Source organism: Streptomyces sp. NPDC048442 (genome assembly GCF_040651475.1).
Taxonomy (GTDB): domain Bacteria; phylum Actinomycetota; class Actinomycetes; order Streptomycetales; family Streptomycetaceae; genus Streptomyces.
The window spans coordinates 27,710-53,046 of record NZ_JBEZKB010000025.1 but is presented as its reverse complement, the minus strand read 5'-3'; the positions used below and the strand labels follow the sequence as shown (position 1 = coordinate 53,046).

Genomic DNA, 25,337 nt, shown 5'->3' with positions numbered 1-25,337 from the left:
ATCGGATGCGCAGCTTCCTCTTCGTCGGTGACTCCATGACCATCGGCTGCCCCGGCGACTTCACGTGGCGCTACCGCATGTGGCAGCACCTGGAGGCGGGCAGCGAGCCGTACGAGATCGTCGGCCCCCGCACCGCCCTGTACGACCCCACCACCGCCGCCGCCACCTCCGACGCGTACGCCGCCGAAGACTTCCCGGCCGCGGCCCGCCGCCACCTCGCCGGCTGGGGCGAGGGCTGGCTGCACATGGCCCCGGCGATCCGCGAAACCGTCGACGCGACCGGCGCGAACACCCTCCTCGTCTCCCTGGGCCTGATCGACCTCGGCTTCTATACGAACGCCACGCAGACCGCCGCCAACCTCGACCTCTTCCTCACCGAGGCCCGCGCCGCGAACCCGCACATCGCGATCGTCATCCACCCGGTCATCCCCAACGTCCGCGCCGAACGCGACGCCCCCTTCGCCGCCGAGTGCACCCGTTTCAACGAGCTCCTCGCGAAGACGGTCGCCGACCGGGGCGAGCCGCGCTCCCCGCTCCTCCTCGCCACGCCCCACCCCACGTACGACATCCACACGGACACGTACGACGGCACGCACCCGGGCCCCACCGGCGAGCACAAACTCGCCATGGCCTTCGCGGACGCGATGCGCCAGGCGTGGGGTACAGGCACCCAACTCCCGGACGCCATGGGAACGTTGGCCGCTCGTTAGCGACGTCCGGCAGGGTGCTCACCATGAGCCCCGCCGCCACCAGCTGACCCGCACGGTACGCACCGTACGCACCACCCGTCCCACAGGGTGCGCCGCGACTCGCCGCCCCCCGATCGCGGCGCACCACGCGTCCCCCGCCCCCGCGTCCCGCATACTCCTCGAATCATGAATGCGCGCAAGTCGTCCCGGCCTCCCCGTCCGACACCGGCCCCACCCGAGATCACGTACACCAACTGCCGCCGCTGCGGCACCGAAATAGCGGGCCTGGACGGCCGCTACGCATGCGGCGTCTGCGGCTGGACGAACCACTACTCGGAGGGCTACCGCCCCCTCCCCACCGCCCAGGACGACCCGGACTGGACAGGCCCCAACTGTCGCTGAGACAACCGCAGTTCAGGCCTCTCTGCGTCCCGGAGCCGGAGACCCCGCAGATCAGTTGTAGTGGGGCAGGATCTCCGCCGAGCCGCCGGGCAACCCGGGGCGCTTGGTCATGCCGCCCGGCTCAGGGGGCACTTCCGCAGAGATGCGCGGGGCCGGCGGGGGTGTGGGCGCACTGCTCGTCACCGGCGCGGAGGGGGGTGCCGCGCTGCTCGTCCTCGGGGCGGGAGGCGGAGCCGCACTGCTCGTTGCCGGAGCGGGAGGCGTCGGAACACCACTGGTGGCCGGGGCGGACGGACGCGTCGTCCCGCTCTCCCCGTCCGACGGCTGCGACGGCAACGGAACCGACGACGGAACCGAGGACGGCGCCCCGGACGGAGGGCACAGCCACGAGCCGCCGTCACCGTCGCCGTCCCCCTGCGCACGCCCCTCTGTCCGGGAACGCTCCGCGGAAAGCGCCGCGGACGGCTCCTCGGGAACCTCCGTCACGCCCCCCTCACTCGGCGCAGGCGGAGGCGTACTGCTCTCTCCCGGAGCCGGAGGCGGAGGCGTACTGCTCTCTCCCGGAGCCGGAGGCGGAGGCGTACTGCTCTCTCCCGGAGCCGGAGGCGGAGGCGTCGGGGTCCCCGAGACCGGCGGGGTCGGAACATCGCTCGACGCCGGGGCTGACGGACGCGTCGTCCCGCTCTCCCCGTCCGACGGCTGCGACGGCAACGCCGACGACGGAGCCGACGACGGGACCGACGACGGGCCCCCGGAAGGAGGACACAGCCCCAGGTAGGCCCCTACCCCCTCCGAAGCGGACGCGTTGACGACGACCACCCCTGCCGATCCGACGGCCAGCACCACCGCCAACGCCGTGGTCACGATTCTTGCCTTCTTCATCGATCCCTCTCCCATCCTCGCCGCGCACGCCGAGCCGAGACGGGCCCAAGATCGCAGCAACCCCATCATGGCGAGGTCCGCTAACACTCCACTAACGCCCAACAACCGCCTATAAACGGTCAGTTCGGCGTCACCGGGAGGCCACCTCGCCTACACCCAGCTCCCCTGCACGGACCGCAGGAGCGCCCCTTACCGAACCCCCGGAGCGCGATCATGAAAAGAGGGGTCCGCACAGCTCCGGCCCACCGCCGACAACCAGGTCGGCATGACCGTCCGCCAACCCCGAGCCCGCCTCACCCCCGCCTCGCGCACCGCCTCACCCACGCGCTGACCTGCATATTCATGGCCCGGTTCGCCGCCCCCGCCCCCCAGGTGTCAGGATTGCCCCCATGACGATCCAGACGTACTTCGACATCACCATCGATGACGTGCCCGCGGGCCGCATCACCTTCAACGTCTTCGACGACGTCGTCCCGAAGACGGCGGAGAACTTCCGCGCCCTCTGCACGGGCGAGAAGGGCTTCGGCTACGCCAATTCCTCCTTCCACCGCGTCATCCCGGAGTTCATGCTCCAGGGCGGCGACTTCACGCGCGGCGACGGCACCGGCGGCAAGAGCATCTACGGCGAGAAGTTCGCCGACGAGAACTTCACGCTGAAGCACACCAAGCCGGGTCAGCTCTCGATGGCCAACGCGGGCAAGAACACCAACGGCTCGCAGTTCTTCATCACCACGATCGTCACCGGCTGGCTCGACGACAAGCACGTCGTGTTCGGCGAGGTCGCGGACGAGGAGAGCATGCTGCTCGTCAAGAAGATCGAGTCGCTCGGCTCGGGGAGCGGCCGCACCTCGGCGAAGATCACCATCGCCGCCTCCGGCCAGCTCTAACCAGCAGCCGCAGCACCGGAGCACCGCTGCACCGCAGCATCGCTCCACCGGAGCACCGCTCCACCGCAGCACCGCTCCACCCCGAAGCCCGGCGCGCACCCCACGGTGCCGCCGGGCTTCGGCGCGTACACCCCCCGTACACCCCTGTACACCCCCGTACTCCACCGCCACCACCCCCGCCACCCCACCGGCGCATACATGGCCAAAACCCACCCGGACGACTTTCCGCCTACACCAATACTTTGCAGCCAAAGGTGATCCGACCCATTCAATCCGCCCCACACCCCCGACTACTTTCAGTGCCCTGCCGAGCACCCTCGGTGGACCATTCGACGTACGGGAGGCCTGAATGTCCGCACCTGTGGTCAATTTCTGGGGCGACCTCGACCCACGCGCCCGCACCGCATTCCCCCAAGCGCCCCTCCCCGACGAGACCTGGACACTCAGGGACGGCGGCACCGCATGGGTGTACCGCGTGCCCGGCCGCCTGGCGATACAGAGGCCCGTCATCCTCTCCGACGGGTTCTCCAGCCTGCCCAGCTCGTACGACGAGCTCTACTACGGCCTGGAGGGCGACGGTTCCCCGGACTACAAGTTCATCTCCGCCCTGCACCAGCGCGGCCACGACCTCGTCCTACTCGGCTACCAGGACCGTACGAAGTCGATCTTCGACAACGCGAAGGTCGCGACGGAGTGCATCATCGCCGCCCTCTCCAAGCAGGAGGGGAACGCGCCCCTCACCGTCGGCGGCTTCAGCATGGGCGGCCTGATCACCCGCTACGCGCTCGCGCACATGGAACGCCAGCGGATGGAGCACCGCACGGCCCTCTACGTCTCGTACGACACCCCGCACCGGGGCGCCTGGCTGCCGATCGGCATCCAGAAGCTGGTCCCGTACCTGCTGGGCGACTCGCGGATGCTGGGCCTGGTGAGCAGCCCCGCCGCGAAGCAGATGATGCGCTGGCACACCAGCAAGGTCCAGGGCGAGCCGGCGATGCACGACGACCGCAAGACGTTCCTGCAGCAGCTGGAGCGGGTCGGCGGCTGGCCCTCGATCCCCCGCCTCGTCGGCGTCGCGAACGGCGACGGCAAGGGCATCGGCAACGGCATCAAGCCCGACCAGCTCGCCCTGTCCGCCGCGGGCGACCTCTCCGGTACGAGGCTGTACACGCAGCAGCAGGGCAGGGGCGCACTGGTCGCCGAACTGGCGAAGACCGGCACGGAGCCGATCCCCGTCCACACGGACACCGTCCCCGAGATGGACGGCGCCCCCGGCGGCACCCTCGTCAACTTCGAACTGGTGGCGCAGCTGCTGAGCGCGCTCGGTGCGCCGGCGACCGCGCACCACCCGGCGACGTGCTTCGTGCCGACGGGCAGCGCGGTGGACCTGGCGGACTTTGACCTGTCGACCCCGGAGGCCGACCCGTTCGCGGACCTCCGCGAGGTCCCGGTGGAACGCAGCGGCCTGCACGACTTCCTGTGCGCGCCGTCGACCACCGCGCACACGACGATGACGCCGGAACTGGGATCGTGGATCGTGGGTCAACTCCCCAGCTGAACAGAGCTGTTCACGGGGGAGCCCACGAGCCTGCTCACGGACGGTGGAAGTCAACTTCAGGATTGGCTGCCGTCGGCCCGTCGAACAGCGTGGTCCGCTTCCCCTTCAGCTGAAGGTCGAAGAAGGCCCCGACGTATCCCAGGGTGATCTCGCCCGAGCGCTTCCCGGAGAGGGGAGCGCTCGGGTCGACCACACCCAACTGCCCGCCGAGCACGGGCACATCATTGAACGAGAAGTGCCCGGATCCGGCGACCGTCAGCCACCGCTTCCACCCGTCCATCCGGCCCCACGCCTCCAGCCACTTGCCCTTGCCGAGCTCGGGCCGATGGGTGGCGTCGGTCCCGAGCAGCAGGAACGGCCGGCCGGCCATCCCGGCGCCGGGAGTCTCGTCCTGGAAGCCGCCGTCGAGATTCGCGCCCGCCCTGATCCGCGGGTCCTGGGCCATGGCGACGGCGGCGCTGTTGCCGCCGATGGAATGTCCGGCCATCCCGATCCGCTTCCGGTCGATGACCCTGCTGAACTCATGCTCCTTCCGCAGGAGTTGGTCGATCAGAAAGGAAACATCGGCGGCCCGCCCCTGCGGAACCCGCTTCATGTTGCCGTCGACGCAGGCGGCGCAGGTGAGCGTGCGACCATCGGGGTAGGTGGTTCCGTACGACTCGTAGGCATGGTCGACGAGCGCGACGACGTACCCGCGGCTGGTCAGTTCCTCGGCGAGGATGGTGAGGGTGGCACGGTGCAGGGTGAACCCGGGCGAGAGCACGACGAGCGGATGCTTTCCGCCCAACGGGCGTGCGTTCGTACGGGAGTTGGTGCGCGCACCGCTGAGCAGCTCGGCGGGGAACTGGTCCGCGCGCCGGATCCCCTCCAGCAGCAGCTGGGCCTCCCCCTTGCCCATGTACGAGGAGGACGCACCCCCGCCGCCCCTGCCTGCGGGGTAGTACATCGACACCATCAGCTCGCGGTTCCCGGCGGCCGGCACCCAGGGGTCGGTCCGGGACTTGTCCACGAGGTGAAGGTCCTTCCTTCCCACGACGAACCTGCCGCTGGGGGAAGGGAGTTGAAGCTGCGCGGTCACGGAAGCGGCGGTGGACGCGGAGGAAGCGGCGGACACGGATGAAGCGGCGGACACGGAAGCAGTGGCCGACACGGCTGCCGGACCGGACGCGGCGAAGGCGCTGCCCGCCGAAGCGAGCGGGACTGCGAGGGAGAGAGCGAGCAGGGCTGCCGCGGAGGCGGCGAGGCGGCGATTTCTGTTCACGTTTCGGCTCATGCGGCGACCGTACGGAGAACCACCCCCGCCCCACCCCTGCCAAAAGTAAGGCCCCACACCCCACCTAGGACCAGTGGCCGCAGCCAGGACCGGCGGCCGCGCCCAGGACCAGTGGCCGTTACGCCTCCGGCATTTCCACGATCACCAACGTGCCCCTGCTTCCGGGACGGACCGCGTGTACAGCTCCCGCCGCCACCATGAACAGCTCGCCGGCCCGCACCGACACCGGCGCACCCTCCACCTCCAGCTCCAGCCGGCCGTCGAGGACCAGCAGAGCCTCGGCGGCACCATGGCTCTCCTTCTCGACCGGCAGTTCGTCCATGCGCAGCACCTTCACGCAGGCAGCCCCCACCGTGCCCAGCACGCGAGAGCTCCACGCCTCCGGCAGACCGGCCGCCGTCTCCGCAAGGTCGAGCACATTCATGGCACACCCCTCTCACGGACCCGGTCGGTCATGCCGAACGGGCCCGCACACAAAGATCGTTGGATGCCCTGAAAGCTAGCCGCCCAGGAGAGACAACTGGTGGACCGTTTGGCAAAGCCTGCCGCCGGCTCCGGACCGGGACGAGCCACTAGCTCAGGTGCTCCCCGCGCTCGACGAGGCGGTTCGCGAAGGTGGAGAGGGTGTACGTGCCGATGCCGAGGACCACTTCGAGGGCCTGGCGCTTGCTGTACCCGTGCGCGTAGAACGCCTCCAGCTGCGCATCACTCACCGCCCCCGCCCGGTCCATCACCGCATGCGTGAACACCCGCACGGCCTCCAACGCATCGTCCTCAAGCGGCTGTTGACCCTCCAGTGCCTCAACGACATCCGCCCCCACCCCCAACTCCTCCAGCTTCCCCGCATGCATTCGCACGCAGAACCCGCACTCGTTCCGCGCGGCGACGGTCATGATCAAGACCTCACGTGCGACCGGCTCCAGGGTCACGCTCTCGAACAGCGCACTCATCCGCAGGAACCCGTTCAGCAGCTCGGGCGACTCGGACTGCCTGGCGGTCATCGACGGCAGGAACCCGAGGTTCTTGACGATGCCCTCCATCGCCTTCACGGACCCGGCGGGCGCGGTGTCGACGGTGTGCTCGGCAAATCGCAGGTCGGTTTCGCGCATGGATGCAGCCCCCTAGAATCGACAACATGGTTGACGAAAAGAAAGTAAACCAGGTTGTCGATTCGGGCAAGGGGGATTCCCAGCCGGCCACCGACCCCGGACCGGACGGCCCGGACCCCACCCCCGGCTGGGAACTCCCCTTCCTCCTCTTCGCCGGCTTCCGCTCCCTGATCGACCGCCTGCACACCGAACTCGCCACTCAGGGCCACCCCGACGCCCGCCCCGCGTACGGCTTCGCCATGCAGGCGATCGGCGCGTCGGGCCCCGCCGGCGCCACGGCCGGCGAGGTGGGCCGCCGCCTCGGCATCTCGAAGCAGGCCGCGGGCAAGACCGTCGACCGGCTGATCACCCTCGGCTACGCCACCACCGCCCCCGACCCGGCCGACGCCCGCCGCAAACTCCTCCGCCTCACCCCGCACGGCCTCGACGCCCTGACGCGCTCTGCCGCGATCTTCGAAACGCTGCGCGCGGAGTGGTCCGAGGCGGTCGGCCCGGAGCGCGTACGAGACCTGGAGTCGGCCCTCCGTACGCTCGTACCGCCCTCGGACCGCTTCCGGCTGGACACGGCAGGATGGCTGGGCGGGTAGTCCGGGCGGGTAGTCCGGGCGGGTGGTCCGGGCGGGTGGTCCGGGCGGGTGGTCCGGGCGGGTGGTCCGTGCCCCACGGACACACACCGTCCCCCTTCTGCCCCCTTGCATCGAGCGCGCTCGAAGGCGTTGGCTTGGCTGTCATGAAGTACACACAGCTCGGACGCACCGGACTCAAGGTCAGCCGTCTCGTCCTCGGCACGATGAACTTCGGGCCGCAGACCGACGAGGCCGACAGCCACACGATCATGGACGCCGCGCTCGGCGCTGGCGTCAACTTCTTCGACACCGCGAACGCCTACGGCTGGGGCAACAACAAGGGCCGTACGGAAGAGATCATCGGTTCCTGGTTCGCCAAGGGCGACGGACGGCGCGACAAGGTCGTCCTCGGGACGAAGGTGTACGCGAACATGGCGGGCGACGGCGAGGAGCCGTGGCCCAACCACGACAAGCTCTCCGCCGTGAACATCCGCCGCTCGGTCGAGGCCAGCCTCAAGCGGCTCGGCACGGACTACATCGACGTGTACCAGTTCCACCACGTCGACCGCTCGACCCCCTTCGAGGAGATCTGGCAGGCCGTCGACGTACTGATCCAGCAGGGGAAGATCCTCTACGCCGGTTCGTCGAACTTCGCCGGCTGGCACATCGCCCGCGCCAACGAGACCGCACGGCGGCTCGGCTCGTACGGGCTGGTCAGCGAGCAGTGCCTGTACAACCTCTCCGAGCGGCGCGCCGAGATGGAGGTCATCCCGGCGGCCCAGGAGTACGGGCTCGGAGTCATCCCGTGGTCACCGCTGCACGGCGGGCTGCTCGGCGGCGCGCTGCGGAAGGAGCGCGAGGGCGGTGCGGCGCGTTCGACGTCCGGGCGGTCGGCGGATGCGCTCGCGGACCCGTCCGTACGCAAGCAGCTCCAGGCGTACGAGGACCTGCTCGACAAGCACGGCATCGAGCCGGGCGAGGCGGCGCTCGCCTGGCTGCTGACGAGGCCGGGCGTCACCGGGCCGATCGTCGGCCCGCGCACCGCCGACCAGCTCGCGTCCGCGCTGCGGGCGACTCAGCTGGAGCTGTCGGCGGAAGTACTGACGGGACTGGACGAAATCTTCCCAGGCCCGGGGGCCTCTCCGGAGGCTTTTGCCTGGTAGAAGCGGTGCTGGCCTCGGGCGGCCGGGCCAGGCCCTAGTTGCCCGCGAGGGACGCCACCGCGATGACGGCGAACATCAGGACGAGCACGCCGGCCATGATCTGGTTACGGATTTTGGGATTCACACATCGAGCGTAACCGGAAGGGCCGGCGGCCCGGCTCACCGGCCCAGGTGCCAGTCGGCGACGGTTTCGTAGCGCGGACCGCAGCCACGCACTCCGTGGGTGGGCGGGTTGCTGCGTACGAGGGCGAGCTCGGACACCGTCCAGGGCGTACCGGCGAAGGGGGCGAGGGCGGCGAGGTACGGACCGAGGTCCGCATCTCCCGCCCTCGCCTCTTCGCGTCGGCCCCGGGTGCGGGCGAGGGTGAGGTGCGGGCGGAACGGCAGCCCGGTGTCGGGCTCCACCCCGGCCTCCCGGGCGGCGTCGCCCGACGCCTTGGCGAGCCGGCGCAGGGCGGCGGTGTCACCGTCCGCCCCGGCCCACAGGGCCCGCCCCGCGAAGTGCCCACCCCCGTGGAGGGCGAGCGGAAACGGAGCCGCACCGGCGGCGCCGTACGCGAGAGCCCGCTGAAGCGACGGAATCCGCTCGTCCTCGACCTCGCCGAGAAAGGCGAGGGTGAAGTGCCAGCCGGGCCGGGCGGTCCAGCGGAGGGCTTCCGCACCCGGGAGCTTTTCCAACTGGTCGACGGTGTGAGCGAGTTCGGTGATTGCCAGGGGCGGGGGGATGACGGCGACGAAGAGTCTCATCGGGCCAGTTTTGCAGGGGCACCCACCCCGCAGACCCCTCACACTCCGCCACGCCCACCCCTCACACCCCGCCGCGCGAGCCCCTCACTCCCCCGCCGCGTACACCTCCACACCCCCCACGTACGTGGACACGACCCGCGCCGAAGCGATCTCCTGCGGCGGGCCCGCGAAGATGTCCCGGTCCAGGATCGCCAGGTCGGCCAGCATGCCGGGGCGGATCGAGCCCGTCTCGTCGAGGTGGTTCACGTACGCGCTCCCGGCCGTGTAAGCGGCGAGGGCCGCGCCCAGGTCGATGCGCTGTTCCGGGAGGAAGACCGGGGTCGCGTCGTCGCAGTCCGGTTCGCGGCGGGTGACCGCCACCTGGAGTGCGGCGAGCGGGTCCGGGCTGCTGACCGGCCAGTCGCTGCCCGCGCACAGGGTCGCACCGGCGCGCAGCAGGTCGCCGAAGGGGTACTGGTGGGTGGCGCGCTCCGCACCCAGGAAGGGGATGGTCAGCTCGTCCATCTGCGGTTCGTGGGCCGCCCAGAGGGCCTGGATGTTGGCGGTGGCGCCCAGCGCGCGGAAGCGCGGCACGTCGTCCGGGTGCACCACCTGGAGGTGCGCGAGGTGCGGACGGGTGTCACTCCAGCCGTTGGCCGCACGCGCTGCCTCGACCGCGTCCAGCGCCTCCCGTACCGCCCGGTCGCCCAGCGCGTGGAAGTGCACCTGGAAGCCCGCCGCGTCGAGTGAAGTGACGTACGAGGAGAGGGACTTGGGGTCGATGAAGGAGATGCCCGAGTTGTCGGACGGGCAGCCGCAGGCGGTCAGGTAGGGGTCGAGCATCGCGGCGGTGTAGTTCTCCGCGATGCCGTCCTGCATGATCTTCACGGTGGAGGCGCCGAGCCGGTCGCCGATGGTCAACTCCTCGCGCAGGGCGATGAGTTCGGGGAGCTGTTCGGTGCCGCGAGCCCGGTCCCACCAGAGGGATCCTCTCACGCGGGCGGTGAGCAGGCCGTCCCGGGCCGCCGACACGTAGGCCGGTGTGGCGTCGACCATGCCCCCGTGCTCACCGATCATGGCGTCCTGCCAGGCGGTGATGCCGTGCGAGTGGAGCAGTCGCTGGGCGCGGAGGAGACCGGTCAGGCGTTCGGCCGGGGTCGGGGCGGGGACGTGGCGGGCGACCAGTCCCATCGCGCCCTCCTGGAGCATGCCGGTAGGGGCCCCGGCGGCGTCCCGCTCCAGTCGGCCGTCGGAGGGGTCGGGGGTGTCCTGGGTGACGGAACACAGTTCCAGTGCACGGGAGTTGGCGAGGCCGCCGTGGTGGTCCCGGTTGACCAGGTAGACGGGCCGGTCCGGTACGAGCGCGTCGAGGAAGGCCCGGTCCGGCATGCCGCCGGGGAAGGCCTCCATCGACCAGCCGCCGCCGGTGATCCACTCCGCCTCGGGGTGTGCGTCCGCGTACGTACGGATGATCTCGCGGTACTCGTCGGCGGTGACGGCCCCCGTCAGGTCGCACTGGCCCATTTCGACGCCGCCGCCGACCGGGTGGACGTGCGCGTCCTGGAAGCCCGGGATCAGCAACTTCCCTGCCAGGTCGACGACTTCGGTACGCGGCCCGATCAGCTCGCGCACCTCGTCGTGCCCGACGGCGACGATCCGCCCGTCGCGCACGGCGACACTGCTTGCCCGGGAGCGGGCGGCGTCCACGGTGTGCACGGGGCCGCCGGTGAGGACGAGGTCTGCGGGCCGGTCGAACGTCGGCATGGGTGGTGCTCCTTGCGTTGGAGTCAGAGGGAGGCGGGGGTCAGAGGGAGGCGGGGGTCTGGTCCATGGGCAGGACGAGTGCGTCGGGGTCGGTTCCCCGGCCGCGCCCCTCGCGGGTGAAGTAGGGAGACTTGCGGCCCCACTTGGCGATCGCCGCCGCCAGGAAGCCGGACCCGACGACCGCCACCGGAATGGTCAGCATGAACCACCCGTTGTCCGGGCTCGCCTCGAAGTGATCGCTCATCGTGGCGTAGGTGTACGCCAGGTACCCGCCGAGCACGAAGAGCGCGAGGCCGCTCGCGGCCGGCACGATCACGGCGGCGATCGCCTCACGGGCACCCGCCCGCAGTGAGCTGCGGAAGCGGACCGCGCAGGCGAGGGCGGTGAGGCCGTAGTAGAGGGCGACGATCAGGCCGATGGAGTTCACGGCGGTGAGGATCATGTCGTTGAGCTTGGGAATGCCGACCGCGAGGACCGAGATTCCGGCGGCGATCGCCATCAGGACGAGCGTGCCGACGGCCGGGGTGCCGAAGCGCGGGTGGATGCGGGTCCACATCTTTCCGAGCGTACGGTCGCGGCCCATGGCCAGGTTTCCGCGGGCGGTCGGGATGACGCTCGACTGGAGGGACGCGAAGGCCGAGCACATGAGGGCGGCGAGGGGCAGCGAGGCCCACGGCTCGGCGGCGAGGTGCGAGCCGAGGAAGGTGAGGGCCTGCGGCCCGTTCTCCACCAACTGGTCGGTGGACATGACCCGTTGGAAGGCGATCGACGCGAAGAGGAAGAGACCCAGCATGGTGAGGAGCGCGATGAAGCCGCCGCGGGCCGCGTCGCGCGGGTCCTTGCTCTCCTCGTTGACGCTGAACGCGGCGTCCCAGCCCCAGAAGATGAAGACGGCGAGGACGAGCCCCTGGGCGAGGGACTGCCCGGACCCGATCTCGAAGGGGTTCAGCCAGGAGAGGGAGAAGGGCTGGTCGCCGGCGGCGATCGCCCACCCGCAGAAGACGATCAGTACGGCGTACTCGAAGATCAGCAGCCCGAGCTGGAGGCGCGTCGCGCCCTTCACTCCGGTGATCGCGGTGATGGTGACCGCGACGAGTGCGACCAGGCCGACGACGGTGCTGATGCCGGTGGAGGACGGGTCCAGGGCGATGCCGAGGAAGGATTCGAGGCCGAGCTTGTTGAGGAACTGGAGGATGACCGAGCCGGTCACCGCCCCGGTGTACGCCATGAAGATCATGGTCCCGACGAGGACGACCCACCCGGTGAGGAACCCGGACCAGGGCCCGATGGAGCGCCCCACCCACGTGTAGCCGCTGCCGCAGTTGGGCTCGACACGGTTGAGGCGGGCGTACGCGAGAGCGATGCCGATGATCGGCAGGAACGCGATGAGCAGAAGCACCGGCGTCTGCCGGCCCGCGTAGGCGGCCAGCGACCCCATCCCGATGCCGATGCTGGTGGTGGCGGCGGTACTGGAGGCGGCGATGGCCATGCCGTCCTTGACGCCGAGGGAGCGGCGCAGGGCGGGCGCCTGCTGCGGCGCCTGCTGCGGCTCGGACGGTGGCTGCTGCGTGTTCGGGGGCACGGCGCACACTCCTGGCGGGTCCTGGGCTTAAGGGCGGTGTGCGCCGATGAAACAGCCGCCGTCAGACTTATGTCAATGGTGTTGACGTAACACGGTGGTTAACTGGCCCGCAGGAGAACGGAGATCGTCGAGGGGGCCTCGGACCAATGGCAGCGAACGGCACACGCGGCGGTACGCAGAGCGACGCGCGCGGCGGTACGCAGAGCGGCACACGCGGCGGTACGCGCGGTGACGCGGCACGCGTTCCGGCCGAACGGAAGCGGCGCCGGCCGACACGCTCCGGGGCCGTCCTGTCCGCGGAGTCGATCGTCGAGAAGGCGCTCGCCCTGGTCGAGGAGCACGGCGCGGAAGCCCTGACCATGCGCAGGCTGGGCCAGGCCCTCGGCGCCGACCCGAGCGCGGTCTACCGCTACTTCCGCTCGGTGGAGGACCTGCACCTGGCGCTCGGCGACCGTCTGATCGCCGACACGATGGCAGGCTTCACCCCGGACCCCGACCCCGCCAACTGGCGCGCCTCGCTACGGGAGTTCGGCGTACGCGCCTACCACTCGGCCCAACGCCACCCGCGGGCCGCCCTGTTGAGCGGTTTCCGCGTCACCCGCCTCCCGAACGAACAGCGCGCCATCGACACGGGCATCGGCCTGCTGCGCGCGGCGGGCTTCGACGAGGAGACGGCGGTACGCCACTACCACGCCTTCGTCGACACGGTCCTGGGCCACGCGGCCCTGGACGCGGCGGTCCAGGGCCTGCGCCCCGAACAGCAGGAGGCGGACGCGGGAGCGTGGGCGTCGGCGTACGCGGAGGTGTCGCAGGAGGAGTACCCGAACCTGTACGCGGTACGGGAGCACCTGCCGGTGATGGCGGGGTCGGCGTTCGAAGGGGCGCTGGATCTGGTGCTGGCAGCGATCGAGGGCCTTAGACCGTCCGGCGCTCCGTGACCGGGAGCCGCATGACAGCCGTCAGCCAATCCCCGTGACCGGGAGCCGCGTGACAGCCGTCAGCCAATCCCCGTGACCACCGAGGCCAACGAAAGGAACAGCGCACCCAGCGCACCCACAGAGCCGTAGAACCGCACCTCGCGCCGGCCATCGAGTCGGCGGACGTAATGCGTGGCGGCTGCGGCGAAGGCCAGGCCGCCGGCGATGAACCACGGCCCCCACAGGTAGAGGTACCAGCGGGTCAGCCCGGCCAGATCGGGCGCGACAGCGCGCACCCCCGCCTCGACCAGCACTCCGTGGACGACGAACAGACATCCGTGCCAGACGAGCAGCACCGTCGCGCCACCGCCGCAGAACACCATGAACCGGCCCGCCCACTTGCCGCGACGGCACGTCAGGCCGATACCGATCAACGCCCCGAAGAGCTTCAGGAAACCGGTCACCCACAAGACGGCCACGAACCACGCCACCCGGTCATCGGCAAGCTTCACCAGCGACGGAGCCACCGTCGACCGCGCACCGAAGGTGCTGCCCGACGCCCAGACGAAACTGGGGAGCGCGAACAGAACCCCCCACGCCGCAACGGCGAACCCGGGCCACCTGCCCAGGCGGAGGCGGAGCGCCCGGCCCGGCTCCTGACGCACTGGTGCGTCCAAAGAATGCTTGATCGTCACGGCTCCACCGTCGCCGACCCTCGACAACAGGGCGTCGGCCGTACGAACGATCAGCCTCCCCCGTGCGGGGGAGCCACCTGTACATAGGGTGTCGGCATGTCACTGAGTCACATAGCCCTCCTGTCCGGTCGTTCGCTCCGGCTCACCGAGCTGCGGATGTCTTCGACCTACGGGGGGCTGCTGGAGGGCTACCCCTGCAAGCCCGTCAACGACCGGAAGACCGGTTGGCTCCGGGCGCAGGCCGAGCGCGCGTTTCCCGCCACGCCGGTCCATCTCGTTCCGCCCTCCCGCGAGTACCCGGACGAGACCGCCGGCGCCTTCGGCCCCGTCGAGGTGCTGCCCTCCGTGACCTGCGTCGGTCTCTTCGCCTCCACGGCGCTCGACCCGGCAATGGACGGTTCCGCCCTCGTCGTCGCCTGGTTCCAGCCCACACCGGAGGTACCGGCGGGCGAGGATGCCGATCTCGCGCTTCGCAGCATTCGCTGGGAGGAACTGGCCCAGGACTACGAGCTGTAGCGACGGGTCCCGATCCCCGTTCCCGGCTCGGGACAACCCTTTGCGGGGCCTGTGACCACAGGGAGGCGCCTACTCCACCGACGGCGGCCCAGCGCGCCCGAGGGGAGCGGGGGCGGGCGCGAAGGGGCGGTCTCCGCGTAGGGGCCGCCCCCTTGCCCACCCGTCCCGCCCCCGGGGGGCGGCCCCGCTGCCCAAGAGGGCTAGGGGGCTCAAAGGGGCTAAGGGCTAGGGGGCAATCTTTTAGGGGCGCGGGGAACTGCGCGATCAGCCACGACGCACCCGCACCATGCCTCTCTGCCCAAGAGCGCCAGGGAATCGGGGGCGGGGGCGCGGGGCCGCGGGGCCGCGGGCTACGCCACCGCCACCAGTTCCTTGCGGCGAGCCGCCCGCGCGCTCGGCACCAGTTGCAGATGCCGGTGCCCCTTCCGCAGATCCAGCTTCGGCCGGAGGCCGCCCACCCTGCAGAGCAGCACCCCCACCCCCGCCGCGGCCAGAGCGGAAATCACGCCGCCCGCCGCGAAGCCGATCCGCGCACCGTACGTGTCCGTGATCCAGCCGAGGAGCGGGGCTCCCAGCGGCGTACCGCCGGTGAACACCATCATGAAGAGGGCCATGACGCGCCCCCGCATCGCGGGGTCCGTCGCCATCTGGACACTCGAATTCGCCGTGACGTTGACCGTCAGGCCGCACATCCCGATCGGCACCATCAGCGCCGCGAACAGCCAGAAGGACGGCGCGAAGGCGGTGACCGCTTCGAGGGCGCCGAACAGCACCGCGGCACCGACCAGCAGCCGCAGGCGCGACGTGCCGCGCCGGGCGGCCAGCAGCGCACCCGCCAGTGAGCCCGCCGCCATGAGGGTGTTGAGGAGCCCGTACGTTCCCGCGCCCTCGTGGAAGACGTCGTCGGTGAAGGCCGTCAGCCAGATCGGGAAGTTGAACCCGAACGTGCCGATGAAGCCGACCAGCACGATCGGCCAGATCAGGTCGGGGCGGCCCGCGACGTACCGCAGTCCCTCCCTCAACTGCCCCTTGCCGCGCGGCGTCCGCTCCACCTTGTGGAGTTCGGACGTACGCATCATCAGCAGGCCGGCGATCGGCGCGAGGAAGGAGAGGCCATTGAGGAGGAAGGCGAAGCCGCTTCCCACGGCGGTGATCAGGACACCGGCCACGGCCGGGCCGACCAGCCGCGCGGACTGGAAGTTCGCGGAGTTCAGGCTGACCGCGTTCTGGATGTCGGCCGGGCCGACCATCTCGGCGACGAAGGTCTGCCGGGCCGGGTTGTCGACGACCGTGACGAGTCCGCCGACGAAGGCCGTCGCGTACACGTGCCAGACCTCGACGTGCCCGGTCAGCGTCAGGACGGCCAGCGCGAGACCGGTCAGGCCCATCGCGGACTGGGTGACCAGCAGCAGCGGCCGCTTCGGCAGGCGGTCGGCGAGCACGCCTCCGTACAGGCCGAAGAGCAGCATCGGGAGGAATTGGAGAGCGATCGTCACGCCGACGGCGGACGCCGACCCGGTGAGCGACAGCACCAGCCAGTCCTGGGCGATGCGCTGCATCCAGGTGCCGGTGTTGGAAACTACTTGCCCGCTTGCGAAGAGCCGGTAGTTCCGGTTCCTGAGCGAGCTGAACATGGACTGCTTGGGGGTGGTCGGTGCGGGGGCGGAGTCTGCTCCGGATCCCGTACTCAATGTGGGTTCGCCTCCTTGGCGGCGCGCGGGGTCGATAGCGGCAGGGGCCCACCCTGGGCAGGCCAGCCAACTGGCACTTACAGGTGGGCGAGTTTTTCCAGGACCGGGGCGGCAGCGCGCAGCTTCGCCCATTCGTCCTCGTCCAGACCGTCGGCGAGACGGGACAGCCAGACGTTCCGCTTGCGGCGGCTCTCTTCGAGCATCGCCTCGGCGGTCTCGGTCTGGCTGACCACCTTCTGCCGGCGGTCCTCGGGGTGTGGCTCCAGCCTGACCAGGCCCTTCGCTTCGAGCAGCGCCACGATGCGAGTCATCGAAGGCGGCTGTACGTGTTCCTTGCGGGCCAGCTCGCCGGGTGTGGCGGAGCCGCAGCGGGCGAGGGTGCCGAGCACCGACATCTCGGTGGGGCTCAGCGACTCGTCGACTCGTTGGTGCTTCAGACGCCGGCCGAGCAGCATGACTGCGGAGCGGAGGGCGTTCACGGCGGCGGCGTTGTCGCCGTGGGACAGGTCAGGCATGTTTGTTAGCGTAACTCATTACCCACTCTAAAGACCACCCCCGCCACAGAGGCACGGGGCGTGGTGGCAGAAGTCACCCGTACGAGTGAGAACGGGTCGGAAAGTGACACGCACTGCCCGGCCCCGGACCGACCCTGGGGCGGTGACCCCACCAGCGATGGATTCGTCAGTGCTCAGCCTGCGGATAGACGGCGATCTCCTCGACCGACTCCGGGACCATGCCTCAAAACGCGGAATGAGCGTCCAGGACTATGTGGTCCGGACGCTCATTCGCGACGACTTCGACGAGCGCTTCAAAACGGCGGTCGACGAGACGGAGAAGTTCTACGGCGCTGCGTGAGCCCGTGCGTACAAGCTGCCTGAGTCCGCGCGTACAAGCCGCGTGAGCCCGTGTGGACCCCGTGCGCACAAGGCGCTTACGTCAGACCCAGCGCCGGCATCAGGTAGTAGAAGGCGAAGACCGCCGACACGGCGTACATCGCCACCGGCACCTCGCGCCCGCGCCCGGCCGCCAGCCGCAGCACGCAGAAGCTGACGAAGCCGATGCCAATGCCGTTCGTGATCGAGTACGTGAACGGCATCATCAGCATCGTCAGGAACGCCGGGATCGCGATCGTGTAGTCGCTCCAGTCGATGCCCCTGATCGACCCGGCCATGATCAGGAAGCCGACCGCGAGCAGTGCGGGCGTCGCCGCCTGCGACGGGACCATCGTGACGATCGGCGTCAGGAACAGGCCGAGGGCGAAGAGGCCGCCGGTGACCATGTTCGCGAGCCCCGTGCGCGCGCCCTCGCCGACACCGGCCGTGGACTCCACGAAGCAGGTGGTGGCGGAGGAGGAGGTTCCGCCGCCGGCGGCGACGGCGAGACCGTCGACCAGGAGCACCTTGTTGACGCCCGGCAGGTTGCCCTTCGCGTCCGTCAGCTTGGCCTCGTCGCCGACCGCGAGGATCGTGCCCATCGCGTCGAAGAAGCAGGAGAGGAGTACGGAGAAGACGAAGAGGACACCCGTGAGGATGCCGACCTTCTCGAAGCCGCCGAACAGGCTGACCTTGCCGAGCAGCCCGAAGTCGGGCGCGGCGACCGGGTTGCCGGGCCACTCGGGCGTCGTCAGGCCCCAGCTCTTCACGTCGGCGACCGCGTGGATGATCATCGCGAGGACGGTCATGACGACCATCGAGATCAGGATCGCGCCGGGCACCTTGCGGGTCAGCAGGGCGAGCGTCAGCAGGACGCCGAGGACGAAGACCAGGACCGGCCAGCCGTCGAGGTGGCCGCCCGTGCCGAGCTGGAGCGGGACGGTGGTGTGCGCGGCGTCCGGGATGCGGGAGACGAAGCCCGAGTCGACGAGGCCGATCAGCATGATGAACAGGCCGATGCCGATCGCGATGCCCTTGCGCAGACCCAGCGGCACCGCGTTCATCACGCGCTCCCGGAGCCCGGTGGCGACCATCAGCATGACGATGACACCGGCGAGGACGACCATGCCCATCGCGTCCGGCCAGCTCATCCTGGGCGCGAGCTGGAGGGCCACGACGGTGTTGACGCCGAGGCCGGCCGCGAGCGCGATCGGGACGTTGCCGATGACACCCATGAGGAGCGTGGAGAGGGCGGCGGTCAGGACGGTCGCGGTGACCAGCTGGCCGTTGTCGAGCTGGTGCCCGTACATGTCCTTGGCGCTGCCGAGGATGATCGGGTTCAGCACGATGATGTACGCCATCGCGAAGAAGGTGGCGAGACCGCCGCGCAGCTCGCGGGAGACCGTCGAACCCCGCTCGGTGATCTTGAAGAACCGGTCGAGTCCGTTGACCGGCCCCGGCTGCGACTGCGTCGGCTTCGGGGCGGGCGACTGTTCGGCGGCGTCCACCGGGGAGCTGGCGGGGGGCATGCGTGACCTCACGGGATGGGGCGACGAAAGGCGGGGAAACCGGTCAGACTTGGATGTTCCGACGAACAGAATCAGTCAAACGACGGTTGTTTCAGTATGAATGCATAAGTTGAAGATCGGTATCTCCGCGCGTAGACCCATGGGGCGCCCGGCCCGACGGCCTTCCCGCGACCCCTTCCCGGCTGCGGCCTACACTGCTGACATGGCGAAGTGGACAGCGAAGCACGAAGCACCGGAGCCCCTGGAGGGGCCCGTCGTCGGCACCATCGTCGGCGGCACGATCATCTGGTTCGTGATCTTCCTCGCCCAGGCCGCGTTCTACGGCTGGTTCGCCGACCGCGACCTGGTCTGGTGGTACTGGACGCCGCTGGCCGGCGCCGGACTCGGCCTCATCGGCATTTGGTACGTACGGGGGCGCGACGCGGCGCTGAAGCGGTTCGCGGCGGAGAAGGCGGCGCAGGCTGCCGGCGAGGGCACGCCCTCCGCCCCGTAACCGGCGACTCCGTAACCGACAGCCCGGCAATGCCCGAGGGCCCCGTAACCGACAAAAGCCGCCACCGGTATACATCTCGCGGTCAAGCCGCCTCGTACCGAGGTCTGATCTTGCCTCCCGGTGGCCCTGAAATCCGGTCCCTCGACGGGTAGACCCGGACATCCGGTCGTACGGTCGAGTGCATGACGCACATTGACGCGGGCTCGGAGCTGGACCCCGTACACCCGGTGGAAGCGCCCGCCTCCGAACGGCCGGTCGCCGTGCGCGCGTCCGGGCTGACCACCGCCGAGGTGGCGGAACGGATCGCGCGGGGCGAGGTCAACGACGTTCCGGTGCGCAGTTCGCGCTCGATGTCGGAGATCGTCCGGGGCAATGTCTTCACCCGCTTCAACGCGATCATCGGCGTGCTGTGGATCGTCATGCTGTTCGTCGCGCCCATCCAGGACAGCCTCTTCGGCTTCGTGATCATCGCGAACACCGGCATCGGCATCATCCAGGAGCTGCGCGCCAAGAAGACCCTCGACGGGCTCGCGGTCATCGGCGAGGCGAAGCCGACGGTGCGGCGCGACGGGGTGGCCGCCGAGATCTCGACGTCACAGATCGTCCTCGGCGACGTCATCGAGCTGGGGCCGGGCGACAAGGTCGTGGTCGACGGCGAGGTGGCGGAGGCCGACAGCCTCGAAGTCGACGAGTCGCTGCTGACCGGCGAGGCCGACCCGGTGCTGAAGAAGCCGGGCGACGCGATGATGTCGGGCTCGTTCGTGGTCGCGGGCGGCGGCGCGTTCACGGCGACGAAGGTCGGCCGGGAGGCGTACGCGGCGCAGCTCGCCGAGGAGGCGTCCCGCTTCACGCTCGTCCACTCCGAACTGCGCTCCGGCATCTCCACGATCCTCAAGTACGTGACGTGGATGATGATCCCGACGGCGATCGGGCTGATCATCAGCCAGATGGTCGTGAAGGAGAACGACTTCAAGAACTCCGTGGCCCGCACCGTCGGCGGCATCGTCCCGATGATCCCCGAGGGCCTGGTCCTCCTCACCTCGGTCGCCTTCGCCATCGGCGTCATCCGGCTCGGCCGCAAACAGTGCCTGGTGCAGGAGCTGCCCGCGATCGAGGGCCTGGCCCGGGTCGACGTCGTCTGCCTCGACAAGACGGGCACGCTCACCGAGGGCGGCATGGACGTCACGGAGCTGCGGGCGCTGAACGGCACGGACGAGGCGTACGTACGGCAGGTCCTGGGCGCGCTGGGCGAGTCCGACCCGCACCCGAACGCGAGCCTGACGGCCATCAAGGACAAGTACCCGGACGAGGCGGAGTGGCGGGTCCAGGAGTCCCTCCCCTTCTCCTCCGCGCGGAAGTACAGCGGGGCGTCCTTCAGCGACGGTACGGGCGAGAACTCGACGTGGCTGCTCGGCGCCCCGGACGTGCTGCTGCCGGCCGACGACCCGGCCCTCGCCGAGATCGACGAGCTGAACGCGCAGGGGCTGCGGGTGCTGCTGCTCGCCCGTGCGGCGGGTGAGCTGAGCGATCCGGAGGTGGGCGCGGGAGCCACCGCGAGCGCCCTGGTGGTCCTGGAACAGCGGCTGCGCCCGGACGCCGGCGAGACCCTCGCCTACTTCGCCGACCAGGACGTGGCGGCCAAGGTGATCTCGGGCGACAACGCGGTGTCGGTCGGCGCGGTGGCCGGGAAGCTGGGACTGCCGGGCGCCGAGAACACGATCGACGCACGCCGGCTCCCGACCGATCAGGCCGAGATGGCGGCGGTCCTCGACTCGAACGCGGTCTTCGGGCGGGTTACGCCGCAGCAGAAGCGGGACATGGTCGCGGCCCTCCAGTCGAAGGGCCACACGGTCGCCATGACGGGCGACGGCGTCAACGACGTACTCGCCCTGAAGGACGCCGACATCGGCGTCTCGATGGGTTCGGGCTCGGAGGCGACGCGCGCCGTCGCGCAGATCGTGTTGTTGAACAACAGCTTCGCCACCCTCCCGTCGGTGGTCGCCGAAGGCCGCCGGGTCATCGGCAACATCACGCGCGTGGCGACGCTCTTCCTGACGAAGACGGTCTACTCCGTCCTCCTCGCCATCATGGTGGTCTGCTCGCAGGTCGAGTACCCCTTCCTGCCCCGCCACCTGACCCTGCTCTCGACGCTGACGATCGGCATCCCGGCCTTCTTCCTCGCCCTCGCCCCCAACAAGGAGCGGGCGAAGCCGCACTTCGTGCGGAGGGTGATGCGGTACGCGATCCCGAGCGGGGCCATCGCGGCGGTCGCCACCTTCGCGACGTACCTGCTGGCACGGTCCCACTACTCGGGCCCCGATGCACTGGCCGCCGAAACGAGCGCGGCGACGCTGACGCTCTTCCTGGTGTCGATGTGGGTACTGGCAATCATCGCCAGGCCGTACACGTGGTGGCGGATCGCGCTGGTGGCGACGATGGGAGCCGGGTTCCTGCTGGTCCTGGCGGTGCCGTGGCTGCAGGACTTCTTCGCACTGAAGCTGATCGGAACGACGATGCCGTGGACGGCGGTGGGCATTGCCGCGGCGGCGGCGGCGCTGCTGGAGGGGTCGTGGAGGTGGGTCGGCCGCAGGTGGCCGGCGTAGACGGCATTTAGGGGCGCGGGGCTGAGGGGCAGGCAGTTAGGGGCGCGGGGAACTGCGCGACCAGCCACGACGCACCCGCACGATGTGCAGCAGCGGGCGCGGAGGGGGCGCGCTCCGCGTGGGGCCGCCCCCTTGCCCACCCGTCCCGCCCCCGGGGGGCGGCCCCGCTGCCCAAGGAGGCTAGGGGGCGGTGGGACCGCGCTCAGGGCTTAGTCGAACCACCTGTTGCGGGCCAGTTCCACCCTCCGCGTCGGGTCCTCCAGAAGCGCCGCCACCTCGAAACGCCGGGGCCACTGCCCCGCCGCCCAGGCCAGGCCGGCAGCGACACCCTCCAGCGTGGACGCGTGCAGCACCCCGTCCGGCGTCCCGCGCCAGTCCAGTTCCACGCCGCCCCCGAGCAGCTCCTCGTGTTCGAGGTACGTCGCCGGGGTCCGCGACCCCAGCAGCTCCCGTACCGCCGCCGGAACCTCCCGTTCGGCGCCCTCCGAGCTCACTTCCCCCGGCACCGTCTCCCCCAGCCCCCGTACCTGGAAGAGCTCCGCCAGCCGGGCCGCCCGCGACGGCGACACCGGCAGCAGGGCCAGGCCGCCGGTCAGCGGCAGCAGGTCCGGGGCGTCCGCGACGAGCGCGTCGGCCGCGTCCACGACCTCCACCCGCCCGTCGACGACGGCGCGCAGCTCGTCGGGGAGCGTCACCTGCTCCGGGTCCAGGTCCGCCAACACCGTGTACAGCGCGTGCAGTTGGTGTTCGTCGACCTCGCTCCGCGGGTCCGCGAGCCGGCCGAGGAGTTCCGCAGCCCCGCCCGGCTCGGCGAGCAGCGAGGCCAGCGAGGTGCGTACGCCCAGTGCCCGCAGCACCTGCTCGTCCTCAAAGCCGGTCGCGTCGGCCTCGTCGTACAGGCCCTCCAGCAGGGCGTCCCCGCCCGCCGCCAGCAGGCCCGCCGGGCGGCGTCCGTCGAGGACCGGGTGGTCCCGCAGCCACCACGCCGTGTACGGCCGCACCGACCGCGTCGTCCCGTCCGGCAGCAGCACCCGCACCTGCTGAGTGAGGGCGTCCCGCAGCGGCGGCTGCGCCAGCAGCGCGAGGGCGCGGGGCCACTTGTCGTCGTCGACCAGGTCCAGGTCCCGTACGGCGACGATCTCCGTCGCCACCGGCGGCACCGGCATGTCGGGCAGCTGGTCGAGGATGTCCTCGCACCACACGTCCACGGCGTCCAGCAGCCCGGCGTCGTCCGGCTCGGCGAAGTCCCCGTCGCGCGGTTCGAGTTCGTCCGGGTCGAGCACGACGTCCGTCGCCCGTACGAGGGCGAAGGTGGCCAGCACGCCGACGGCGGCGAGCACCGACTCGCCCCACTTGTCCGCCAGGTCCTGGTCGACCAGGGCGAGTTCGTCCTCCCGCATGACCAGGGAGAAGTCCGATCCCGGTACCACGAGTTCACCGGCAGGGGACAGCTCCCCGTCCTCGTCCGGCAGGGCCAGCGCGCCCAGCCACGGCTCGTCGCCCGGCACCAGATCCGCGTCCCGTACGAGGCCGAGGACCGTATCGGTCAGCTCGTCCGCGTCGAGCGCGTCCTCGTCCCAGATGTCCGAACCGTCCAGCGAGCCCGCAACTGCCGCCCGCACCTGGGGGGTTGTCAGTACGGCGCGCGGTGTCGCGGGCAGTGCGCCCAGCTTCTCCAGGAGGGGGTGCACGGCCTCCGCGTGCGCGACGCGCAGCCCCAGCCTGGCGAGTTGCTCGGGGGCGTGGGTGTCCGGGAGCGGCAGCAGCACCTGCCGGGGGCCGATCGCGGTACGCCCGTTGGCGAGCGGCACCGGGAGTCCCGCCAGGCGGTCCGGGTCGACGCCGGCCAGCGACTCGTACAGCCGGCGCCACCAGCCGGGAGCGCGCTCGGCGCCTGCGATGCGCTCGATGGCGTCACCGAGCGGGAGCCGCCCCACCTCCAACGTCCGCAGTTCCGCCCGCCGTTCGAGCCCGGCGGGCAGCAGGGTGGGCAGGACTTCCGCCAGTACGCGTACGGTCTCCTCGCCCGCCCCCTCCACGACCTCCGCCTCGAACGGGCGCAGTGCGGGCTGCTCCTCGGTGGGCGCGGCGGGCAGGAGGAAGGGGATGCGGGGCAGCCGGGCGACGATCGCGGCGCGCAGCGCTCCGTCCAGCTCGCCCTTGCCCAGCGGCCCGGGGACGAGGGAGAGCGTGCCGATGGAGACCGGGTCCCAGCCGCTCAGCAGTTCGGCGTACGCGTCGGCCGCCCGCTCCACGAGGAAGTCGGTGAGCGGTCCGGGGGCGGGGTGCCGGCGGGTGGTGTCCAGCGGCAGCGAGGCGATGAGCAGCGCGGGCATGCCCAGCGGCTCGTCGGTCGGCGTCGGGGCGTGCACGACGCGTGCGGTGCGCGGCGGCAGCGGGGACCCGTCGTCGTCGACGGGGACGGCCCAGGTGAGGGACCAGTGCGGGCGCAGGCGTTCCTCGACGGGGCGGTCCGCGAGGAGGGCGCGGGTGAGGGGGCCCGACGCGGCAGCCGTACGCCAGCGGGTCGTGCTGTCCTCGTTCCGGCCGTCCTCGTTCCGGCCGTCCTCGTTCCGGCCGTCCTCGTTGCGGCCGTTCTCGTTCCGGCTGTCCTTGATGTGGACGTACGCCCCGTCCACCGACCGCGACAGCGTCCGTACGCTCTCGGGCGTCTGGACGGCGACCTCGCTCAGACCCGGCAGCGTCAGCAGCAGTGCGTCGTCGATGGCGACGAGCAGGTGCTCGACCAGCGCCACGGCCGCCGAGTCGCGCAGCGGGAGCACGACGACCGTGTCGTACCCCTCGGGTGCGGTCCCCTCGGCGGGCAACGGCAGCCGCAGCAGCGGCACATGGCCGTCGCGGCGGCGGAGTTCGTCGGCGAGGCCGGGGCTGCGGAGTGCGGACTCCTCCGCCATCCCGCGCGCCTCGGCGAGCGACCAGCGCACACCGCCGTGCCGGCCGAGCACTGCGGGCTCGTCGCTCACCGCGAGGACGGCGGCGAAGCCGACCCCGAAGCGGCCGACGGCGGTGTCGGTGTCCTCGCGCTTTGCGGAGGCCCGCAGAGTGCTGAGGGATTCCGCGCCGACGGCGTCCAGCGGAGCACCGGTGTTCGCGGCGGCGAGCACGGCGGGCCCGTCGGCGGTGGCCGGGTGCAGGGTCAGTCGCAGCCGCCCGGCGACTCCCGCGCGTCCCGCCGCGTCGGCTGCGTTCTGCGCGAGCTCCACGACGAGCCGGTCGCGGTAGCCGCCGAGGGCGAGGTCCTCCTCCGCGTTCGCGTCCTCCCGGAAACGGGCCGGGGTCGCGGTCCAGGCGTCCAGCACACCGCGCCGCAGTCGAGCTGTGCCGAACGGGTCGCCCGGGGTGGTGTCCGTCTCCGATGCGCTCACGGTGGTGCTCCTCTGTCGTGGTCTGCGGCGTGCA

General features: G+C 70.8%; 24 protein-coding genes. 11 read left to right on the top strand and 13 right to left on the bottom strand.

Features of this window, described 5'->3' with window-relative positions:
- Window positions 1-5 precede the first annotated feature (5 nt).
- A complete protein-coding gene (locus tag AB0D18_RS30420; RefSeq protein ID WP_362425586.1) occupies window positions 6-710 on the top strand; it encodes a GDSL-type esterase/lipase family protein in 705 nt (234 codons plus the stop codon).
- Window positions 711-875: 165 nt separating this feature from the next.
- Entirely contained in the window at window positions 876-1,091 is a 216-nt protein-coding gene (locus AB0D18_RS30415) for a hypothetical protein (RefSeq protein WP_362425583.1), read from the top strand.
- 121 nt (window positions 1,092-1,212) lie between these two features.
- Here AB0D18_RS30415 and AB0D18_RS30410 read toward each other — a convergent pair whose 3' ends face one another.
- The gene (locus tag AB0D18_RS30410) at window positions 1,213-1,479 is read right to left on the bottom strand and encodes a hypothetical protein (RefSeq protein ID WP_362425580.1); all 267 of its coding nucleotides are present in this window, start codon (window positions 1,477-1,479) and stop codon (window positions 1,213-1,215) included.
- A gap of 105 nt (window positions 1,480-1,584) precedes the next feature.
- The gene (locus AB0D18_RS30405; protein ID WP_362425577.1) at window positions 1,585-1,857 is read right to left on the bottom strand and encodes a hypothetical protein; all 273 of its coding nucleotides are present in this window, start codon (window positions 1,855-1,857) and stop codon (window positions 1,585-1,587) included.
- A 505-nt stretch (window positions 1,858-2,362) separates the two neighbouring features.
- Between AB0D18_RS30405 and AB0D18_RS30400 the strand changes: the two genes are divergently transcribed.
- Window positions 2,363-2,860 (top strand): peptidylprolyl isomerase, encoded by a 498-nt coding sequence (locus AB0D18_RS30400; RefSeq protein WP_362425574.1) that lies wholly within the window; start codon window positions 2,363-2,365, stop codon window positions 2,858-2,860.
- 349 nt (window positions 2,861-3,209) lie between these two features.
- The gene (locus AB0D18_RS30395) at window positions 3,210-4,418 is read left to right on the top strand and encodes a hypothetical protein (RefSeq protein WP_362425571.1); all 1,209 of its coding nucleotides are present in this window, start codon (window positions 3,210-3,212) and stop codon (window positions 4,416-4,418) included.
- Window positions 4,419-4,452: 34 nt separating this feature from the next.
- On the opposite strand, the gene AB0D18_RS30390 is transcribed toward AB0D18_RS30395, so the two are convergent.
- The 3 genes from AB0D18_RS30390 to AB0D18_RS30380 form a co-directional block, all read right to left on the bottom strand.
- Window positions 4,453-5,691 (bottom strand): alpha/beta hydrolase, encoded by a 1,239-nt coding sequence (locus AB0D18_RS30390; RefSeq protein ID WP_362425568.1) that lies wholly within the window; start codon window positions 5,689-5,691, stop codon window positions 4,453-4,455.
- A 118-nt stretch (window positions 5,692-5,809) separates the two neighbouring features.
- Window positions 5,810-6,115, bottom strand: coding sequence for a cupin domain-containing protein (locus AB0D18_RS30385; protein ID WP_362425565.1), 306 nt, complete (start codon window positions 6,113-6,115; stop codon window positions 5,810-5,812).
- Between the two features lie 148 nt (window positions 6,116-6,263).
- Entirely contained in the window at window positions 6,264-6,800 is a 537-nt protein-coding gene (locus AB0D18_RS30380) for a carboxymuconolactone decarboxylase family protein (RefSeq protein WP_362425562.1), read from the bottom strand.
- Between the two features lie 26 nt (window positions 6,801-6,826).
- On the opposite strand from AB0D18_RS30380, the gene AB0D18_RS30375 reads away from it, so the two are divergent.
- Complete coding sequence (locus AB0D18_RS30375) at window positions 6,827-7,387, top strand: MarR family winged helix-turn-helix transcriptional regulator (RefSeq protein ID WP_362425559.1); 561 nt, start codon at window positions 6,827-6,829, stop codon at window positions 7,385-7,387.
- A gap of 143 nt (window positions 7,388-7,530) precedes the next feature.
- Window positions 7,531-8,529: an aldo/keto reductase gene (locus AB0D18_RS30370; protein ID WP_362425556.1), complete on the top strand. Its 999-nt coding sequence runs from the start codon at window positions 7,531-7,533 to the stop codon at window positions 8,527-8,529.
- Between the two features lie 159 nt (window positions 8,530-8,688).
- On the opposite strand, the gene thpR is transcribed toward AB0D18_RS30370, so the two are convergent.
- The 3 genes from thpR to AB0D18_RS30355 form a co-directional block, all read right to left on the bottom strand.
- Window positions 8,689-9,276, bottom strand: coding sequence for an RNA 2',3'-cyclic phosphodiesterase (gene thpR, locus AB0D18_RS30365; protein ID WP_362425553.1), 588 nt, complete (start codon window positions 9,274-9,276; stop codon window positions 8,689-8,691).
- Window positions 9,277-9,360: 84 nt separating this feature from the next.
- Complete coding sequence (locus AB0D18_RS30360; protein ID WP_362425550.1) at window positions 9,361-11,019, bottom strand: amidohydrolase; 1,659 nt, start codon at window positions 11,017-11,019, stop codon at window positions 9,361-9,363.
- A gap of 40 nt (window positions 11,020-11,059) precedes the next feature.
- On the bottom strand, window positions 11,060-12,508 hold the full coding sequence (locus AB0D18_RS30355) for an APC family permease (protein ID WP_362425866.1): 1,449 nt from the start codon (window positions 12,506-12,508) through the stop codon (window positions 11,060-11,062).
- Window positions 12,509-12,747: 239 nt separating this feature from the next.
- On the opposite strand from AB0D18_RS30355, the gene AB0D18_RS30350 reads away from it, so the two are divergent.
- Window positions 12,748-13,539 (top strand): helix-turn-helix domain-containing protein, encoded by a 792-nt coding sequence (locus AB0D18_RS30350; protein WP_362425547.1) that lies wholly within the window; start codon window positions 12,748-12,750, stop codon window positions 13,537-13,539.
- Between the two features lie 59 nt (window positions 13,540-13,598).
- On the opposite strand, the gene AB0D18_RS30345 is transcribed toward AB0D18_RS30350, so the two are convergent.
- Window positions 13,599-14,213: a DUF3995 domain-containing protein gene (locus AB0D18_RS30345; protein ID WP_362425544.1), complete on the bottom strand. Its 615-nt coding sequence runs from the start codon at window positions 14,211-14,213 to the stop codon at window positions 13,599-13,601.
- Between the two features lie 96 nt (window positions 14,214-14,309).
- Between AB0D18_RS30345 and AB0D18_RS30340 the strand changes: the two genes are divergently transcribed.
- The gene (locus tag AB0D18_RS30340) at window positions 14,310-14,729 is read left to right on the top strand and encodes a hypothetical protein (RefSeq protein ID WP_362425541.1); all 420 of its coding nucleotides are present in this window, start codon (window positions 14,310-14,312) and stop codon (window positions 14,727-14,729) included.
- A gap of 350 nt (window positions 14,730-15,079) precedes the next feature.
- Here the strand turns inward: AB0D18_RS30340 and AB0D18_RS30335 are convergent, their stop codons facing one another.
- Both AB0D18_RS30335 and AB0D18_RS30330 read right to left on the bottom strand, forming a co-directional pair.
- The gene (locus AB0D18_RS30335; RefSeq protein WP_362425538.1) at window positions 15,080-16,420 is read right to left on the bottom strand and encodes an MFS transporter; all 1,341 of its coding nucleotides are present in this window, start codon (window positions 16,418-16,420) and stop codon (window positions 15,080-15,082) included.
- A gap of 77 nt (window positions 16,421-16,497) precedes the next feature.
- Window positions 16,498-16,935 (bottom strand): MarR family transcriptional regulator, encoded by a 438-nt coding sequence (locus AB0D18_RS30330; protein ID WP_362425535.1) that lies wholly within the window; start codon window positions 16,933-16,935, stop codon window positions 16,498-16,500.
- Window positions 16,936-17,092: 157 nt separating this feature from the next.
- Between AB0D18_RS30330 and AB0D18_RS30325 the strand changes: the two genes are divergently transcribed.
- A complete protein-coding gene (locus tag AB0D18_RS30325) occupies window positions 17,093-17,275 on the top strand; it encodes a ribbon-helix-helix protein, CopG family (protein ID WP_362425863.1) in 183 nt (60 codons plus the stop codon).
- A 76-nt stretch (window positions 17,276-17,351) separates the two neighbouring features.
- Here the strand turns inward: AB0D18_RS30325 and AB0D18_RS30320 are convergent, their stop codons facing one another.
- A complete protein-coding gene (locus AB0D18_RS30320) occupies window positions 17,352-18,821 on the bottom strand; it encodes an NCS2 family permease (protein WP_362425532.1) in 1,470 nt (489 codons plus the stop codon).
- A gap of 202 nt (window positions 18,822-19,023) precedes the next feature.
- Here AB0D18_RS30320 and AB0D18_RS30315 point away from each other — a divergent pair, with 202 nt between their 5' ends.
- Window positions 19,024-19,314 carry a DUF2530 domain-containing protein gene (locus tag AB0D18_RS30315; protein ID WP_362425530.1) on the top strand — a complete coding sequence of 97 codons (291 nt, stop codon included), beginning with the start codon at window positions 19,024-19,026 and terminating at the stop codon, window positions 19,312-19,314.
- A gap of 182 nt (window positions 19,315-19,496) precedes the next feature.
- Complete coding sequence (locus AB0D18_RS30310; RefSeq protein ID WP_362425528.1) at window positions 19,497-21,917, top strand: cation-translocating P-type ATPase; 2,421 nt, start codon at window positions 19,497-19,499, stop codon at window positions 21,915-21,917.
- 209 nt (window positions 21,918-22,126) lie between these two features.
- Here AB0D18_RS30310 and AB0D18_RS30305 read toward each other — a convergent pair whose 3' ends face one another.
- Window positions 22,127-25,303, bottom strand: coding sequence for a molecular chaperone Hsp90 (locus tag AB0D18_RS30305; RefSeq protein WP_362425525.1), 3,177 nt, complete (start codon window positions 25,301-25,303; stop codon window positions 22,127-22,129).
- Window positions 25,304-25,337: the final 34 nt, after the last annotated feature.

Bases quoted from the DNA above. Each gene is read 5' to 3' on its own strand.
- AB0D18_RS30390 (WP_362425568.1), bottom strand. From the start codon at position 5,691: ATGAGCCGAAACGTGAACAGAAATCGCCGCCTCGCCGCCTCCGCGGCA.
- AB0D18_RS30325 (WP_362425863.1), top strand. From the start codon at position 17,093: ATGGATTCGTCAGTGCTCAGCCTGCGGATAGACGGCGATCTCCTCGAC.
- AB0D18_RS30310 (WP_362425528.1), top strand. From the start codon at position 19,497: ATGACGCACATTGACGCGGGCTCGGAGCTGGACCCCGTACACCCGGTG.
- AB0D18_RS30400 (WP_362425574.1), top strand. From the start codon at position 2,363: ATGACGATCCAGACGTACTTCGACATCACCATCGATGACGTGCCCGCG.
- AB0D18_RS30340 (WP_362425541.1), top strand. From the start codon at position 14,310: ATGTCACTGAGTCACATAGCCCTCCTGTCCGGTCGTTCGCTCCGGCTC.
- AB0D18_RS30320 (WP_362425532.1), bottom strand. From the start codon at position 18,821: ATGCCCCCCGCCAGCTCCCCGGTGGACGCCGCCGAACAGTCGCCCGCC.
- AB0D18_RS30360 (WP_362425550.1), bottom strand. From the start codon at position 11,019: ATGCCGACGTTCGACCGGCCCGCAGACCTCGTCCTCACCGGCGGCCCC.
- AB0D18_RS30380 (WP_362425562.1), bottom strand. From the start codon at position 6,800: ATGCGCGAAACCGACCTGCGATTTGCCGAGCACACCGTCGACACCGCG.
- thpR (WP_362425553.1), bottom strand. From the start codon at position 9,276: ATGAGACTCTTCGTCGCCGTCATCCCCCCGCCCCTGGCAATCACCGAA.
- AB0D18_RS30395 (WP_362425571.1), top strand. From the start codon at position 3,210: ATGTCCGCACCTGTGGTCAATTTCTGGGGCGACCTCGACCCACGCGCC.
- AB0D18_RS30420 (WP_362425586.1), top strand. From the start codon at position 6: ATGCGCAGCTTCCTCTTCGTCGGTGACTCCATGACCATCGGCTGCCCC.
- AB0D18_RS30355 (WP_362425866.1), bottom strand. From the start codon at position 12,508: ATGGCCATCGCCGCCTCCAGTACCGCCGCCACCACCAGCATCGGCATC.
- AB0D18_RS30370 (WP_362425556.1), top strand. From the start codon at position 7,531: ATGAAGTACACACAGCTCGGACGCACCGGACTCAAGGTCAGCCGTCTC.
- AB0D18_RS30315 (WP_362425530.1), top strand. From the start codon at position 19,024: ATGGCGAAGTGGACAGCGAAGCACGAAGCACCGGAGCCCCTGGAGGGG.
- AB0D18_RS30375 (WP_362425559.1), top strand. From the start codon at position 6,827: ATGGTTGACGAAAAGAAAGTAAACCAGGTTGTCGATTCGGGCAAGGGG.
- AB0D18_RS30415 (WP_362425583.1), top strand. From the start codon at position 876: ATGAATGCGCGCAAGTCGTCCCGGCCTCCCCGTCCGACACCGGCCCCA.
- AB0D18_RS30385 (WP_362425565.1), bottom strand. From the start codon at position 6,115: ATGAATGTGCTCGACCTTGCGGAGACGGCGGCCGGTCTGCCGGAGGCG.
- AB0D18_RS30330 (WP_362425535.1), bottom strand. From the start codon at position 16,935: ATGCCTGACCTGTCCCACGGCGACAACGCCGCCGCCGTGAACGCCCTC.
- AB0D18_RS30350 (WP_362425547.1), top strand. From the start codon at position 12,748: ATGGCAGCGAACGGCACACGCGGCGGTACGCAGAGCGACGCGCGCGGC.